This is a genomic window from Sphingomonas sp. Root241 (assembly GCF_001428865.1).
GTDB lineage: Bacteria > Pseudomonadota > Alphaproteobacteria > Sphingomonadales > Sphingomonadaceae > Sphingomonas.
The window spans coordinates 1588820-1604743 of the sequence record NZ_LMIV01000001.1 but is presented as its reverse complement, the minus strand read 5'-3'; the positions used below and the strand labels follow the sequence as shown (position 1 = coordinate 1604743).

The following is a 15924-nucleotide window of genomic DNA, read 5'->3' as shown; positions in this document are numbered from 1 at the left end:
CCGAACATCGGTAGCGCCATGGCCACGCTGCCCAATCCTGCGCACTCCCGGAGATTCCTGCCGCTGATGGCGTCGGTGGTCGCCGGCTTCGTCGCCGCCGCGCTCATTCTGTTGACGCTCAACGATCGCGCGGTCGCGCTCGGCTTCGCGGCCGCGGGCATACTCGCCGCCGGCGTGCTTCTCGGCGCGCGCAGGCTCCTTCACAGCGAAGAGGCCGCCGAGACGCATGTCGACTGGGCAGTCGCGCAGCGCCTGGCCGCGGCCTCCGACGATGCGCTCGCGGTCACCGATCGTGCCGGCCGGATGGTCTGCGCCAATGCCCGTTACGAGATATTGTTCGCAGGCTGGCCGACGCCGCCGAACCTGCCGGTCAGCGATGCCGCCATCGCCGATCTGGGTGCCGCCGCCCGCGCCGCATGGCGTGACGGCGAGGCGCGCGTCGAAAATGTCCAGGTGTTCGGCGCGCCGGTTTCCGCCCGCGTCTCGCGCGTCGGCGACGAATCCCTGGTCTGGCGCTTCGTCGGCATCCAGGCGCTCGATCTTGCGGCGCAGGTCGAGGCGCTGATCCATGGCCATACCGGCGAGCGGCTCGCCGCCGCGGGCATCATGGCAGTGATGGTCACCCCCGAGGGGCGCGTCCGCTCCGCCAATCGCGTATTCAAGGCACGGGCGATGGGCTCGCCCGACGCGCCCGCCGAGGGCCGCGACTTCACGCGCTTCCTGATCACCGATTCGATGGGGCTCGTCCGCTTCGAGCGCGAAGGGCTCGGCGGTACGCCTTTGCGCGTCCTCCAGATCCCGTTCCTCGACGGCGAGGATTCGCCGATGCTCGTCGCCTTGCTCGACGAGGAGAATCTCAACCTGCCGTCGCCGGCGATCGGCGCGAGCGCCTCGGCGCATGTCCGCTCGCTGATCGCGATGCTACCCTCGGGGCTGGCTCTGGTCGACCGCGACGGCCGCTTCGTCAGCATGAACGACGCGTTCGTGCGCGCCGCGCGGATCAATCCCGCCGCGCCGCCGCTCTACCCGATCGATCTCGTGGTGCGCGAGGACAAGGCAGCGCTCGCCGATGCCGTCCGCCGCTTCGCCGGCGGCGCCGCCCAGTCCGCCGAGATGACGGTCCGCTTCGTCGATGCGCCCGAGGAGCCGGTCGCGCTCACCATCGCGGGCGCACGTGGGCTCGGCGATGCCGCGGTGCTGATCAGCCTCAAGGATTCGGGCGAGGAGGGCAAGCTCAAGCGCCAGATCGCGCAAGCCACCAAGATGCAGGCGGTCGGCCAGCTCGCCGGCGGCGTCGCGCACGACTTCAACAACATCCTGACCGCGATTATCGGGCATTGCGATCTGATGCTGATGCGCCACTCGCCCGGCGACAGCGACTATGACGACATCCAGCAGATCCGCGCCAATTCGAACCGCGCCGCCTCGCTGACCCGCCAATTGCTCGCCTTCTCGCGCCAGCAGACCCTGCGACCGCAGGTCCTCCAGCTCCCCGACGTCATCTCCGAGGTCTCGAACCTGCTCAAGCGCCTGCTCGGCGAAACCGTCCGGCTCGAGGTCAAGCACGGGCGCAACCTTGGGCCCGTCCGCGCCGATCCGGGCCAGCTCGAGCAGGTGGTCGTCAATCTTGCGGTCAATGCCCGCGATGCGATGCTGAGCGCCAATCCCAATGGCGGCGGCACGCTGACCATTGCCACCGCCAGCGTCGCCGCCGCGGAAGTCCGCCAGATGGACGACGATGTCCTCCCGGTCGGCGATTATACCGCGCTGCGCATCACCGATACGGGGACCGGCATCCCGCCCGACATCCTCGGCAAGATCTGGGAGCCGTTTTTCACCACCAAGGAAGTGGGGAAGGGGACGGGGCTCGGCCTGTCGACCGTCTATGGCATTATCAAGCAATCGGGCGGCTTCATCTTCGCCGACAACGTCCCCGGCGGCGGCGCCGAATTCACTGTCTATCTGCCGGTCCATTCCGCACCCGAGGCTGTGATTGCCAAGGCGCCGGTCAAGCCGCGCCAGATCGATCTATGGGGTTCGGGCACGATCCTGCTGGTCGAGGACGAGGACATGGTCCGCGCCGTCGCCGAACGCGCGCTCACCCGCCAGGGCTATACCGTCGTCGTTGCCGAGAATGGCGAGGTGGCGCTCGAGACGTTGGAAGGCATGGGGAAGCCCGATTTGCTGATCAGCGATGTCGTCATGCCCTCGATGGACGGGCCCACCATGGCGCGCCGCATCCGGGCCAAATATCCGGACCTACCGATCCTGTTCATGTCGGGCTATGCCGAGGAGCAATTGCGCAAGTCGATCGACCTTGGCAATGTCGCTTTCCTCCCCAAACCCTTTTCGGTTCAACAGCTTGCCGAGGCGGCACGCGACGTTCTCGCTGCGAAATAATCTCTTGGCGGCGACGATATTTCCTGCAAAGGGCCGGATATGCCCGCCCCCCGCCGTGTCCTGATCGTCGAAGACGAACCCTTGATCGCGATGATGCTCGAGGATTTCCTCGACGCCCTCGAGCGCGAGGTCGCCGGCACCGCCGACGATGTCGCGAGCGCGCTGGCGCGGATCGAGGCGGGCGGAGTCGAAGCGGCGATCCTCGACGTCAATCTGCGCGGCGGCGAGCAGAGCTGGCCGGTTGCGGCGAAACTCGCCGAGCTCGACATCCCCTTCATCCTCGCGACCGGCGGGGCGGGCGACACCATCCCCGAGAGCTGGCGCGGTCGCCCGATCCTGTCCAAGCCCTTCACGATGGACGGGGTGGAGAAGGCGCTCGAGGGGCTGGACTGAGGACCGTATCGGTGCCGATGGAATGTCGGCTATCGGTTGGTTAGCAGACCTACGATCAGCCCCACCCGCGAGCTAACTCGGCGATGCCTCCAGCGGCAATCCAACTGCTATCGCGCCTATAAAAACGCCAAACCAATCAGTGCCTTGCGGCCATAGCCTTTCATGCTCCAGCCGCTTCCTAAGCCCAGCGCCCACATCGGATACCAATAGCGGCTCGCGTAGTTATGCGCTGCGATACCCACGCACCAAGCCAACCGAACGGGGAGAAGCGTCTCCTTCGGCTCGGGGGCTTACACAATATGAGAACGATAATATACATTATGTAAAATTCAGGTGGGGATAGCGGCTCAGATGTCTTCCCTGCTCGGCTGGTCAGCGTCCGCTGGCGCGGTCGTGGCGTCGCCGCCTTCGTCGCTGGCGCCGACCTTGGGCTCGAGGATCAGCGTCCTGTTCTCGACGCGCCAGCTGTGCAGCCGCGACAGGAAGTTCATGCCGAGCACATCGAGATCGCCGAAATTCTCCGACACCACTACGCCGAGATCCTCGGTCTCGAGCGGTCCGATCGCGAGCCGCTGGATGTTGCCGCGGCGCGCGGTGACGCTGCCATTGGCGGTCTCGATGATCGCCGGCAGGCCGTTGCTCGCGCTGATGTCCGCCGCCGCCGCGGTGCGATCCGAGATCGCGGTGATCGTCGCGCCGCTGTCGATCAGCATCCGCCGCTCGACGCCGTTGAGCTTCACGCGCGCCCAGAAATGCCCGTCGGGCGCCATGCGGATGCGCACGGTCTTGCCGTTGACCTGCTGATCGTCGATCCCGAGCTTGGCCGAAGCGCTCGCGAACAGCGCGCCGAGTTCATGGCGGTGCGCCACCGCGAGGACGGTCAGCCCGATGATCAGCGCCCAGCTGATCAGCGAGCGCACGACGAAGCCGAACGACAATTTCCGCACCGTGAGCGCGCTGAGGACGAGCACGAGCACGCCCACCAGCCAGATCAGGTCCATGCTATCCCAGGACGAATTCACGCGCGTATCTCCAGGCCGTCATAGCCTGGCTCGATCCCTTCGGGCAGCTCGGCGGCGAGACCGACATAGTCCATCGAATGATCCATATGAACAAGCGCGGTACGTTTCGGGCCCAACGCACGCACCCACTCCAGCACCTCGGCGAGATGGGGGTGCGTCGGGTGCGGCGCGCGGCGCAGCGCATCGACCAGCCACACGTCCAGCCCCGCATACAGCGCGCGCATGTCGCTCGTCATCACATGGAAGTCTGTAGCATAACCTATTGATTTATCGTTACTATCGAACCGAAGGCCAGCCGATGTGATGCCGCCGTGCGGCTGATCTGCCACGGTGATGCGAATATCGCCGATCGTGAGCGTGTCAGGCAGCGGCTCGATCGCAACCGTCGGGCGGTAGAGCGCACGGCCGAAAAATGCGTAGTGGAACTTGTGCTGGAGCTGCTCGAGCGTGAACGGCCGCGCGAAACCACGCACCGGCTCGCCCCCCCGGGCATGCATGAGCTGACGCAGATCGTCGATGCCATGGGTATGATCGGCATGATCATGGGTCCAGATCACTGCGTCGACGTCGGAGATGTCCGCGGCGAGGAGCTGCTCGCGCATATCCGGGCTGGTATCGACGAGAATCCTGGTGGTTTCGGTGGTGACGAGCACCGAGGCACGGGTGCGGCGGTTGCGCGGGTTACCGGGGTCGCACACCCCCCAATCATTGCCGATCCGCGGCACGCCGGAGGATGTGCCAGAGCCGAGGATGCGGATTTTCATCGGCCGCGGCGGCTCACGCCAGCGTCTTGGCGAAGAGCTTGTGGAAGTTGTGACGGGTGGCCGCGGCGAGCGCCTCCGGGTCCTCGCCGCGAAGGTTTGCGAGGAAACGGCACGTATCGGCGACGAAGGCGGGCTCGCCGGTCTTGCCGCGATGGGGGACGGGGGCGAGGAACGGGGCGTCGGTCTCGATCAGCAGGCGGTCGAGCGGGAGGCGCGCGGCGGTCTCCTGCAGGTCCTTGGCGTTCTTGAAGGTCACGATGCCTGAAATCGAGATGTAGAAGCCGAGTTCCAGTGCGATGTCGGCGAATTCGCCGCTGGCGGTGAAGCAGTGGATCACGCCGGGGAAGGCGCCCTTCCCCATTTCGTCTCGCAGGATCTCGACGGTGTCGGCTTCGGCATCGCGGGTGTGGACGATGATCGGAAGACCGGTCTCGCGCGACGCGGCGAGGTGCGCGCGAAAGCTTGTGCGCTGGCGGTCGCGGTCGGAGTGGTCGTAATAATAATCGAGGCCGCTTTCGCCGATGCCGACGACGCGAGGATGCTGCGCGCGCTCGACCAGTTTGACAGTGTCGACATGCGCGTGCTGGTCGGCTTCGTGCGGGTGGATACCGACGCTGGCCCAGACGTCCGGCTCGCGTTCGGCGACGGCGATGACGTCATCCCATTCGTTTTCCCGCGTCGAGATGTTGAGCATCGCCACCACGCCGGCGTCGCGCGCGCGCGCCAGCACTTCGGGCTGCTGCTCGCCGAGGCCCTTGTAGATCAGATGGCAGTGGCTGTCGGCCAGTCTCACGCTTCGCTCGCCTGCAATTCCAGTCGCGGGAAGATGGGTGTGGGCGCGGCGATGCGGAAGTCCTCGTCGTCGACCGAGGGGAGCTGGATCAGCAGCTTCCCCGCCGAGGTTGGGATCACCGGCAGGATCGTGGTGGCGAGGTGGCGGATCGCGCGGAGCAGCGTGCGGAGCACGGCGTTCATCCGCTCGGGATCGGTCTTGCGGAGCGCCCAGGGCGCCTGTGCGTCGATATATTGGTTGCAGGCGAACACGCCGGTCATCCACGTCTCCACGCCTTGGCTGAGAGCGAGATCGTCGAACGCGGTACGAAAGCCGGCACAAGCCACGTCGACTTCGGCGAGGAGGACCGCGTCGGCCTCCTCCGCCCTGCCCTCCGGCACATGGCCTTCGCAATTCTTGGCGATGAAGGCGAGGACGCGCTGGGCGAGATTGCCGAAGCTGTTCGAGAGATCGGCGTTCGCGCGGGTGACGATCGCCTCGTCGCTGAACGTGCCATCATTGCCGAAGCTGACGTCGCGCAGCAGGAAATAGCGCAAGGCGTCGACGCCATAGAGTTCGGCGAGCTGCATCGGATCGACGACGTTGCCGACCGATTTGGACATCTTTTCCCCGCGGTTGAGCAGGAAACCGTGGCCGAAGACCTGTTTCGGCAACGGCAGGTTCGCGGACATCAGGAAGGCGGGCCAATAGACCGCGTGGAAGCGGACGATGTCCTTGCCGATCAAATGGATGTCGGCGGGCCAGAATTTCTCGAAGCGGGGCACGTCGTGCGGATAGCCCGCGCCGGTGATGTAGTTGGTCAGCGCATCGACCCAGACGTACATGACGTGGTCGGGGCTGCCCGGCACCGGCACGCCCCAGTCGAAGCTGGTGCGGCTGACCGAGAGATCGACCAGCCCACCCTCGACGAAGCGGAGGATCTCGTTGCGGCGCGATTCCGGGCGGATGAAATCGGGGTTGGCGGCGTAGAGGTCGAGCAAGGGCTGCTGGTATTTGGAGAGCTTGAAGAACCAGGTCTCCTCGGCGGTCCATTCGACCGGCGTGCCCTGGGGGGAGAGCTTGACGCCCCCTTCCCCGTCGGTGAGTTCCTTCTCTTCGTAGAACGCCTCGTCGCGGACCGAATACCAGCCCTCGTAGCGATCGAGATAAAGGTCGCCGGCGTCCGCCATCGCCTGCCAGATCGCCTGGCTGGCGGCATAATGCTCAGGCTCGGAGGTGCGGATGAAACGATCATACGAAATATCCAGGATATCGGCCATTTCGCGGAAATAGCCGGACATTTCGTCTGCCAGCTCACGGGCAGTCATGTCGCGGGCGCGGGCGGTCTGGACCATCTTGAGGCCGTGCTCGTCGGTGCCGGTCTGGAAGAAAACGTCGCGGCCGCGCTGGCGCTGATAGCGCGCGATCGCGTCGGCGGCGACCATCTCATAGGCATGGCCAATATGCGGACGGCCATTGGGATAGTGGATTGCTGTCGAGATGTAGAAGGGATCGGCCATGGCGCGGCTTTAGGAGCGACGCGCAATGGGGGCAACCGCCTCCCGTCTTTCATGCTCCTGCGAAAGCACGAGCCCCCTGCCCCTCCCTGCAAGCAGGGAGGGGCGTCAGTTTGCTGAATGTCGATACTGCCTGAAGGCCCGATCGATGACCGGGCAAGTCAGGCGGGTAGTGGGGCGTGGGGCGCCGATTGTCGCACGCTCTCGTCGACATGATCGGCGAACTGGGCGAAGTTCTCGTTGAACAGGTCGACCAGCTTCGCCGCGGTCGTGTCGTACTGGGCCTTGTTCACCCAACTTTCCCGAGGATCGAGAACCGAGGGATCCACCCCGGTGACGCTGACCGGGACCTTGAAGCCGAAATTGGGATCGATGCGGAACTCGGCATTGTTCAGACTGCCGTCGAGCGCGGCATTGAGCAATGCGCGCGTGAGTTTGATCGGCATGCGCTTGATCCCCGGCTCGGTGGCCATGCCCCCTGCCCAGCCGGTGTTGACCAGCCAGCAATTCACGCCGCCTTTCGCGATCCGCTCCTTGAGCAGATTGCCATATTCGGAAGGATGGCGGGGCATGAAGGCGGCGCCGAAGCAGGTCGAGAAGGTCGCCTCGGGCTCGGTCACGCCGATCTCGGTGCCGGCCACCTTGGCGGTATAGCCCGAGAGGAAATGGTACATCGCCTGCTCGGGCGTAAGCTTCGCGATCGGCGGCATGACCCCGAAGGCATCGGCGGTGAGGAAGATGATATTCTTCGGCACCGGCCCCAGATTATCGGTCGAGGTGTTCGGGATGAAGTCGATCGGATAGGCGCCGCGGCTATTCTCGGCGAGGCTCGCGTCGTCGAGATCGAGCTCGCGGCTCTCCGGGTCCATCACGACATTCTCGAGCACCGTGCCGAAGCGCTTGGTGGTCGCGAAAATCTCGGGCTCGGCCTCGGGCGAGAGGCGGATCATCTTGGCGTAGCAGCCGCCTTCGAAATTGAAGACCGCGCTGTCCGACCAGCCATGCTCGTCATCGCCGATCAGCGTGCGGCTGGCATCGGCCGAAAGCGTGGTCTTGCCGGTGCCGGAAAGACCGAAGAACACTGCGGTATCGCCGTTCGGGCCGATATTGGCCGAGCAATGCATCGGCATCACGCCCTTGGGCGGGAGCAGATAGTTGAGCAGGCCGAACACGCTCTTCTTCATCTCGCCGGCATAGGCCGTGCCGCCGATCAGGATCAGCTTGTCGGTCAAGTTCACTGCGATCACGGTTTCGCTGCGCGTGCCGTGACGTTCGGGATCGGCACGGAAGCTCGGCAAGTCGATGATCGTATATTCGGGCGCGAACCAGTCGAGCTCGCTCTCCTTGGGCCGGACGAGCATCGTGCGGATAAACAGATTGTGCCACGCCAGCTCGTTGATCACGCGGACATTGACTCGGTGCTCGGGCTGCGACCCGCCGTACAGGTCCTGGACGAACAGGGTTTCGCGCTGCGCCAGCTCGGCGAGGAAATCGGCCTTGAGCGTGGCGAAATGCTCCGGGCGCATCGATTTGTTGGTCTTGCCCCACCAGACGGTGTTCTCGGTCTCAGCGTCGCGGACGATGAACTTGTCGTTGGCCGAGCGGCCGGTGTGTTTGCCGGTGGTGACCACCAGCGGGCCGTCCTTTGCGAGCCTGCCTTCGCCGCGAAGGACGGCGTGCTCCACCAAGGGTGCGGTTTCGAGATTCCAGAATAGCTCAGCGCCGGTCTCGATGCCCTGAGCATCGAGACCGTGGCGCGGGATGCGCTTGGTCACAGGTCCAACTCCTAATCGCGAGCCCCTTTCCCGAAGGCGGGGCTGCGTTATCAATGGAATCGCATAGGCAGCGCGCGGAAATCGCGTCAATCCGGGTAAGCGGTGTCAATGATTGAGCCGCCCGCCACTTTGCTTTAACCCCCCTGATGATGCTCCAAAGCCACGCACGCTGCCCGGCATGACCGCGACGATCGCGCTGGTCGATGACGACCGCAACATCCTGACCTCGGTCTCTATCGCGCTCCAGACCGAAGGGTTCCTCACCCGCGTCTATTCGGACGGCGAAAGCGCCTTGAAGGCGTTGATCGAGAACCCGCCCGATCTCGCGGTGCTCGACATCAAGATGCCCAAGATGGATGGGCTCGAGCTGCTGCGGCGGCTGCGCGAGAAGAGCGCGATCCCGGTGATCTTCCTCACCAGCAAGGACGACGAGCTCGACGAGGCACTCGGGCTGGCGATGGGCGCCGACGATTATATCGCCAAGCCGTTCAGCCAGCGGCTGCTGATCGCCCGTATCCGCGCGATCCTGCGACGCACCGAGGCGACGCAGCCCGCCGCCGAGGGCGATCCCCAGGTGCCCGCCGAAATCCTCGAGCGCGGACGGCTGACGATGGACCCGGCGCGGCACCGCGTAACATGGGGCGGCATCAACGTGACGCTGACCGTCACCGAGTTCTTGATCCTCGAGACGCTCGCGCAGCGTCCCGGCATCGTGAAGACGCGCAACCAGCTGATGGATGCTGCCTATCAGGACGATATCTATGTCGACGATCGCACCATAGACAGCCACATCAAACGCGTGCGGCGCAAATTCCGGCAGGTCGATCCGGAGTTCGATGCTATCGAAACGCTGTATGGCGCCGGTTACCGCTTCTCGGACGAATAGCGAGCGCGACCTCGCGCTCAAATGGTCGAACCGCGTCAGCCTCACGCCGAGGATTCTGGCGGTCAACATCTTCGCGCTCGCATTGCTCGGCAGCGGCTTTTTCTATCTCGATTCCTATCGCAGCCGGATCGTCGACAGCCGGGTGGCGGAAGCGCGTGGCGAAGTCCGGCTGATCGCCCAGGCCATCGCCTCGGCGACCCCTGAGCGCCGCGACCTTCTGGTGCTCAGCCTCGCCCGCGATACCGGCACGCGGATCCGCCTGTTCGACGAGGACGGCAAGCTCATCACCGACAGCCATGAGCTGGGACTGCGTAATCTCGTGTTGCGCGATCCCGACAAGGATCCGTTCAACCAGTCCACCGCCCGCTTCCTCGATGCGGTGATCGACACGGTCGTGGGCGCCGACCGCGCGCCGCTCTATCGCGAAAAACCGCGCGACGGCGGCATGGAGTGGCCGGACGTCCGCACCGCGCGGGAGACGCACGGCACTCCCGCCACCGTGTGGCGTGCGCCCGATCGCACGCCCGTCATCACCGCCGCCGCGCCGATCACCCAGCTCGGGGTGGTGATGACCACGGTCAACGCCCGCGACATCACCCAGACAGTGCGCTCCGAGCGCTTCCGGTTGAGCGTGGTGCTGGCGATCGTCTCGCTGCTTTCGATCCTGCTCTCGTTGTTCCTCGCCCGGACGATCGTGCGGCCGTTGCGTCGCCTGGCGCGGGCCGCGGTGCGTGTTCGCCTTGGGCGCGCGCGGGAGGTTGTCGTGCCGCGATTGCCCGAGCGCAGCGACGAGATCGGCATGCTCGCCCGCGCCCTCTCGGACATGAGCCAGGCGCTGCGCGCGCGGATCGACGCGACCGAGAGCTTCGCCGCCGATGTGACGCACGAGCTCAAGAACCCCCTCGCCTCGCTGCGTTCGGCGGTGGAAGGACTGTCGAAGGTCAAGGACCCCGAGCTGCAGGAGCAATTGCTGGCGGTGGTCCGCGACGACGTGCACCGGCTGGACCGGCTGATCACCGACATCTCCGACGCCTCGCGCCTCGACGCGCAGCTCAGCCGGGCGACATTCGAACCGGTGGATGTCGGCGCGATGATCCAGGCGCTGCTCGACCAGCGCGAAGCCCGCGGGCTTCCCAACGGCATCCGGATTGTCTTCGATCATCCACTGCGCGAGCCGCTCACGGTGCTCGGCGAGGGGGCGCGGCTCGAGCGGGTGTTCGAGAACCTCGTCGAGAACGCCGTCTCCTTTTCGCCCGCCAACGGCCTGATCACGATCTCGGCCGCGACTCACCGCGAGATGCTGGTGGTGCGGGTCGAGGACGAAGGCCCTGGGGTGCCCGAAGAGGCACGCGACGCGATCTTCCGGCGATTCCACTCGATCCGGCCGGAGAGTGAAGCCTTTGGTCAGCATTCGGGGCTAGGCCTTGCCATCGCGCGCACCATCGTCGAAGGCCATCAGGGGAGCATTTCAGTGGAAACGAGAGAAGATCGATTGAGCGGAGCTCGATTCGTGGTGCGCCTGCCCCTGGTGGAGCGCGACTGATGCCTGAAGCCAGGCTTCCGGAGGTCTCTTCCGAGACGGTGCATGGCGCCTGCGTCGCGATCGGCGGGCGCGCTGTGCTGATCGAGGGCCGCTCGGGCGAGGGCAAATCCGATCTCGCGCTACGCCTGATCGATCGCGGCGCCGCGCTGGTCGCCGACGGGCAGGTGATCTGCCAGCGCAGCGACAAGGTGCTGCTGGCGAGCGCCCCGACGCATCTCGCCGGACGGATCGAAGTGCGCGGTCTGGGCATTGTCGAGATGCCCAGCGTGGAGCGCGTTCCGGTGGACCTGCTGATCGTCATCCTCGATGCCCCGCCCGCCTTCCCCGAGGACGCGCGGACGCGGCGCATCGCGGGGATAGATGTGCCGGTGCTGGCATTGGCCGCGCTCGAGCCCTCGGCGCCGATAAAGGTGGAGCTGGCCCTCAAGCAGGCGGCACGGTGAGCCGCCGGCCTAAACATATCCTGCTCGTGACCGGCATGTCGGGTGCCGGCAAGTCGACCGTACTCAGGACGCTCGAGGATCTGGGCTGGGAGACGGTGGACAATTTGCCGCTGCTCCTCCTCAACCGGCTGCTCGACACGCCGCCTGGCGAAGGCGCCGATGGCGAGGACGATCGTCCGCTCGCGCTCGGCATCGGCACGCAGACGCGCGGCTTCGACGCGGAGAGCATCGTCCGACGCATCAAGAAGCTGAGCGAGGACGGCCATCATGTCGGTACTTTGTTCCTCGAATGCGCCGGCGCCGAGCTCGAGCGCCGCTATTCGGAGACGCGACGCCGCCACCCGCTGGCGCAGGACCGCCCGGCGAGCGACGGCATCGCCCGCGAGCGCGAATTGCTCATGCCGCTCCGGCGCTGGTCCAACCGGCTGATCGACACCACCAGCCTCTCTTCCAACGAGCTGCAGCAGCAGATCCGCTCGACCTTCACCAGCGACGGGATGGGGCAGACCGTGCTGACGATCGCCTCGTTCGGCTTCGCCCGCGGATTGCCGCGCGACGCCGACCTGGTGTTCGACATGCGTTTCCTGCGCAACCCGCATTGGGTGGAGTCGCTTCGTCCTGGGACGGGGCGGGACGACGACGTCTCGGCCTATATCGCGGACGATCCCGCTTATGGACAGGCAATGGCGCAGATCGAGTCGCTGCTGCTACTGCTGCTTCCCCGCTATCAGGCTGAAGGAAAGGCATATGTTACCGCCGCATTCGGGTGTACGGGGGGCCGCCATCGCTCGGTCCACGTCGCCGAACGGATGGCGCGGCGGTTGCGTGAAGAGGGATTTTCGCCCACGGTGACCCACCGCGATTTGCAGACCGCGCCGCAGGACTCGCTGGAGGGGGCCCCGGTGACCATATCAGGGGGCGGAGTTTGAAATGATTGGTTTGGTGCTCGTGACGCACGGACGACTCGCCGAGGAGTTCGTGGTCGCGATGGAACATGTGGTGGGTCAGCAGGAGCGGATCGAACCGATCTCCATCGGCCCCGACGACGATATGGAGGCCCGCCGCGCGGACATCGCCGCGGCGATCGCGCGCGTCGACGAGGGGCGCGGCGTGATCGTGCTCAGCGACCTGTTCGGTGGCACGCCCTCGAACCTCGCCATCTCGTTGATGGAAGCGGGCCGCGTCGAGGTCATCGCCGGGATCAACCTGCCGATGCTGATCCGGCTGGGCAGCGCGCGCAAGACGATGAAGGTGACCGAAGCCGTCGCCGCCGCGCGCGACGCCGGGCGCAAGTACATCACCGTCGCATCCGAGGTCCTGGGAGAGGCCGCCGCGTGAGCCGGGCGATCCGCACCGTCATGATCGAGAACCGCCGCGGCCTGCATGCCCGTGCCAGCATGGCGTTCGTCACGCTCGCCACCGGCCAGCCGGTCGAGCTCATCGTCGAGAAGGACGGGGCAAGCGCTTCCGGCACGTCGATCCTCGATTTGATGATGCTCGGCGCCGCCAAGGGCGATTCGATCACGATCAGCGCCGAGGGCGACGGCGCGCACGAAGCCGTGCAGGCGCTGGCGGAGCTCGTCGAGGCGCGCTTCGGCGAGGAATAGCGGAGAACCCCGATCCGTTCGTGCTGAGCTTGTCGAAGCACCGTCTCGATCGATTTTCCACCAAAGAAGAACAGCCCCCCTTCGGCGAAGCTCAGGACAGGCTTCGACAAGCTCAGGGCGAACGGGTTAAGGCTTTCCCATGCCCCGCGAGATAACCGCCTTTTCCAATCCGCTGATCAAGCGCGTCCGGCTGCTGCGCGACAAGCGCCACCGGCGCGAGGAAGGGCTGTTCCTCGCCGAGGGGCTGCGCATCCTTACCGAGGCACGCGAGGCCGGGCGGCTGCCGCAGTTCCTGTTCTTCGCCAGGGACATGGCGGACCATCCGCTGGTGCGGGCACTGGTCGAGGCCACTGAGAGGGCCGGCGGCGAGGCGATCGAGACCAATGCCGATATCCTCTCCAAGCTGTCCGGCAAGGATAATCCGGGCGCCGTGGTGGGCGTCTATCCCGAGTTCGCGCTGGGGCTGGCCGACCTGGACCGCGCCGCCGCGCCGATCTGGCTGGTCGCCGAGCGGCTGCGCGATCCGGGCAATCTGGGCACGATCCTGCGCACCGGCGACGCGGTCGGCGCGGGCGGGCTGATCCTGATCGACGAGTGCGTCGACCCCTTCTCGGTAGAGGCCGTCCGCGCGAGCATGGGAGCGCTGTTCACGGTGCCGGTCGCCAAGGCGAGCTGGGCTGAGTTCGTGCCGTGGCTGCGCTCGGGGCCGGGGCAGCTGGTGGGGCTGAGCCTCGACACCGAACATGATTACAAGGCGCCGGCCTATCAGGCGCCGACCTTCCTGCTCACCGGCAACGAAGCGCAGGGCATGCCCGATTTCATGGCCGAGGAATGCGACCTGCTGGTCAAGATCCCCATGCTCGGCAAGGCCGACAGCCTCAACGCGGCAGTGGCGACAGCAGTGATGGCCTATGAGGTGCTGAGTAGGATTCGCGGCGCCTAATTTCACACTTTGCACGGTGAATCGGCAATTTCGTTACGCGTAGGCGTAAGATTGTGTCGCCTAACGGGTGGTGCCTCTCACAATTTCAAAGAGCATGGGCCGACGCTGGCACGGCAAATCCTACATTGCCAGGCCGATGCGAAACCTGAACGCGAACCGATCGTTACGGCCATGAAGCGTTCAGCCGGGTTCCGGCAGAACGCGGGCTCTCGAAGGGAGTTTTCGAATGCGCTTGTCGACGATCGCCGCAACCAGCCTGCTCGTGCTGGCCGCCCTGCCCGCTTTGGCCCAGTCGGGCAGCCAGCCCTATCGCGCGCTCGGCACCGAGCCGTTCTGGTCGCTGACGATCGACGGCCGCACGATCCGTTACGAGCCTGCGGGCGGCCGCGCGGTCAGCGTTGCCAAGCCGCGGCCGATCGTCGGCTTCAACGGCGAGCGCTATCAGGCGCGGGGAATGACGGTAGACATCACCCATGTCGAGTGCAGCGACGGGATGAGCGACCGCACCTATCACGACACGGTTACGGTGACCCTGCGCGGACGCACGCTGCGCGGCTGTGGCGGCGATGTGCTGTCCGACCGGCCCGCGCCGGGTTCGGTGGTCGAGGGCGAATGGAGGATCCAGTCCATCGCCGGGCGCCCGCCGGTGGCACAAAGCAATCCGCGCGTGACTTTCACCAACACGAAGATGAGCGGCAGCACCGGCTGCAACAATTTCAACGGCGGCTTCCGCTTCGAGCGCGGCCGGCTGACCGCCGGACCGCTGGCGACGACCCGGCGCGCGTGCCCCGGCGCGCTCAACACGCAGGAGCAGAAGCTGATCAGGCTGTTCGGCCAGCGGCTGAGCGTGAGCCGCAACCGGAACGGCAAATTGGTGATGACCGCGCGCGGCGGCGAGACCGTGGTGCTGGCGCCGATCGGGCGGCGGTAGATTGGGGGGCCCATTCAACCTGTTGATTTTAATTACGGGCTGATCCCTCTCCTCGTCATCCCCGCGAAAGCGGGGACCCATCTCCAACAGTTTCCGCAACCGCACCGGTGCATTTTGCCGCGCGCTCAGGATATGGGTCCCCGCTTCGCGGTCTTCGAATATGAGTCCTGAGCCTCGCTTGGCTCAGCTGGCCTTCTTGCGCTGCTCGCGGACGTACTGGAGCTCATCCTTGACCTTCTGATCGTCGGGCGTGAGCTCCAGACACTTCGCAAGCACCTTTTCCGCCTCATCGAGCTTTCCGAGCTCGATGAGGTTGAAGCCCATGCCGAACCAGGCGCGGCGGAGCGATTTCTTGCGCTGGCCCTCGTCCTCCAGCGCCGCGCCGGCGGCAGCGCGCTGGTACATGTCGTAGGAGAGCTGCCACTTCTTCTGCACCTGATAGGCATAGCCCAGCTCGGACAGATAATGCGGATGCGACGGCGACAGCGCGACGGCGCGCTCGAGAAACGGCACCGCCGCATCGACCTGCTGCAGGTCGATCAACGCGAACCCCCGCGCCCACAAGGCATTGCACCAACCCGGATCGATCGCGATCGCTTCCTGCTTCGCAGCTGCGGCCTTACCCATATAAAGCAGGCTCTGCTTCAGATCGTGCGCGCAATAGATCCTGCGCTTCTCCGCGGCATAGAGCTTCTGGTAATCGGCGAGCAGCGGATCGAGGATCGCAATCGCTTCGTCCGGCTTGGCTGATTTGATCGCAACGAGCGCTTCGCCCAGCTTCGCACCGCGCGCTACCTGTTCCGGAGTGTCCTGCGAAGGCCGCGCCAACGCCGGGCTTGCCGCGATCAGCGCCAGCGCCGCGAGCCAATGCATTCGAATCATGACGAACCTCCCCCAGTTCGCCAACAGGCTATCAATCCGGCCGCGG

16 protein-coding genes are annotated in these 15924 nt (G+C 65.7%); 10 read left to right on the top strand and 6 right to left on the bottom strand.

The features are described 5' to 3' along the window. The first annotated feature begins 18 nt into the window (after nucleotides 1–18). On the top strand, nucleotides 19–2400 hold the full coding sequence (locus ASE13_RS07510; protein WP_056613175.1) for a response regulator: 2382 nt from the start codon (nucleotides 19–21) through the stop codon (nucleotides 2398–2400). A gap of 39 nt (nucleotides 2401–2439) precedes the next feature. Then, complete coding sequence (locus ASE13_RS07505; protein WP_056613173.1) at nucleotides 2440–2793, top strand: response regulator; 354 nt, start codon at nucleotides 2440–2442, stop codon at nucleotides 2791–2793. Between the two features lie 347 nt (nucleotides 2794–3140). On the opposite strand, the gene ASE13_RS07500 is transcribed toward ASE13_RS07505, so the two are convergent. The 5 genes from ASE13_RS07500 to ASE13_RS07480 all read right to left on the bottom strand — a co-directional run bounded on the left by ASE13_RS07500 (nucleotide 3141) and on the right by ASE13_RS07480 (nucleotide 8643). After that, complete coding sequence (locus ASE13_RS07500) at nucleotides 3141–3794, bottom strand: TIGR02281 family clan AA aspartic protease (RefSeq protein ID WP_082596419.1); 654 nt, start codon at nucleotides 3792–3794, stop codon at nucleotides 3141–3143. A 17-nt stretch (nucleotides 3795–3811) separates the two neighbouring features. Then, nucleotides 3812–4579 carry an MBL fold metallo-hydrolase gene (locus ASE13_RS07495; protein WP_056613171.1) on the bottom strand — a complete coding sequence of 256 codons (768 nt, stop codon included), beginning with the start codon at nucleotides 4577–4579 and terminating at the stop codon, nucleotides 3812–3814. A gap of 13 nt (nucleotides 4580–4592) precedes the next feature. Then, entirely contained in the window at nucleotides 4593–5372 is a 780-nt protein-coding gene (locus tag ASE13_RS07490; RefSeq protein ID WP_056613169.1) for a TatD family hydrolase, read from the bottom strand. Beyond that, nucleotides 5369–6871 carry a methionine--tRNA ligase gene (gene metG, locus ASE13_RS07485; protein WP_056613167.1) on the bottom strand — a complete coding sequence of 501 codons (1503 nt, stop codon included), beginning with the start codon at nucleotides 6869–6871 and terminating at the stop codon, nucleotides 5369–5371. The genes ASE13_RS07490 and metG overlap by 4 nt, the downstream gene beginning before the upstream one ends. 158 nt (nucleotides 6872–7029) lie before the next feature. After that, nucleotides 7030–8643, bottom strand: a complete 1614-nt coding sequence (locus tag ASE13_RS07480; protein ID WP_056613165.1) for a phosphoenolpyruvate carboxykinase — start codon at nucleotides 8641–8643, stop codon at nucleotides 7030–7032. A gap of 178 nt (nucleotides 8644–8821) precedes the next feature. Here ASE13_RS07480 and ASE13_RS07475 point away from each other — a divergent pair, with 178 nt between their 5' ends. The 8 genes from ASE13_RS07475 (at nucleotide 8822) to ASE13_RS07440 (ending at nucleotide 14996) form a co-directional block, all read left to right on the top strand. Then, on the top strand, nucleotides 8822–9529 hold the full coding sequence (locus ASE13_RS07475) for a response regulator transcription factor (protein WP_056613163.1): 708 nt from the start codon (nucleotides 8822–8824) through the stop codon (nucleotides 9527–9529). Then, entirely contained in the window at nucleotides 9498–11072 is a 1575-nt protein-coding gene (locus ASE13_RS07470; protein WP_056613162.1) for a sensor histidine kinase, read from the top strand. The genes ASE13_RS07475 and ASE13_RS07470 overlap by 32 nt, the downstream gene beginning before the upstream one ends. Then, a complete protein-coding gene (locus ASE13_RS07465) occupies nucleotides 11072–11515 on the top strand; it encodes an HPr kinase/phosphorylase (RefSeq protein WP_056613160.1) in 444 nt (147 codons plus the stop codon). Before ASE13_RS07470 ends, ASE13_RS07465 begins: the two co-directional genes overlap by 1 nt. Then, entirely contained in the window at nucleotides 11512–12444 is a 933-nt protein-coding gene (gene rapZ, locus ASE13_RS07460; RefSeq protein ID WP_082596417.1) for an RNase adapter RapZ, read from the top strand. The genes ASE13_RS07465 and rapZ overlap by 4 nt, the downstream gene beginning before the upstream one ends. Nucleotide 12445: 1 nt before the next feature. Continuing rightward, nucleotides 12446–12853: a PTS sugar transporter subunit IIA gene (locus ASE13_RS07455; RefSeq protein WP_029934455.1), complete on the top strand. Its 408-nt coding sequence runs from the start codon at nucleotides 12446–12448 to the stop codon at nucleotides 12851–12853. Further along, nucleotides 12850–13122, top strand: coding sequence for an HPr family phosphocarrier protein (locus ASE13_RS07450; protein WP_056613157.1), 273 nt, complete (start codon nucleotides 12850–12852; stop codon nucleotides 13120–13122). Before ASE13_RS07455 ends, ASE13_RS07450 begins: the two co-directional genes overlap by 4 nt. Before the next feature lie 139 nt (nucleotides 13123–13261). Then, nucleotides 13262–14065 carry a TrmH family RNA methyltransferase gene (locus tag ASE13_RS07445; protein WP_056613155.1) on the top strand — a complete coding sequence of 268 codons (804 nt, stop codon included), beginning with the start codon at nucleotides 13262–13264 and terminating at the stop codon, nucleotides 14063–14065. Nucleotides 14066–14291: 226 nt separating this feature from the next. Beyond that, a complete protein-coding gene (locus tag ASE13_RS07440; protein WP_056613153.1) occupies nucleotides 14292–14996 on the top strand; it encodes an META domain-containing protein in 705 nt (234 codons plus the stop codon). 183 nt (nucleotides 14997–15179) lie between these two features. Here the strand turns inward: ASE13_RS07440 and ASE13_RS07435 are convergent, their stop codons facing one another. Then, nucleotides 15180–15878: a tetratricopeptide repeat protein gene (locus ASE13_RS07435; protein ID WP_056613151.1), complete on the bottom strand. Its 699-nt coding sequence runs from the start codon at nucleotides 15876–15878 to the stop codon at nucleotides 15180–15182. Nucleotides 15879–15924: the final 46 nt, after the last annotated feature.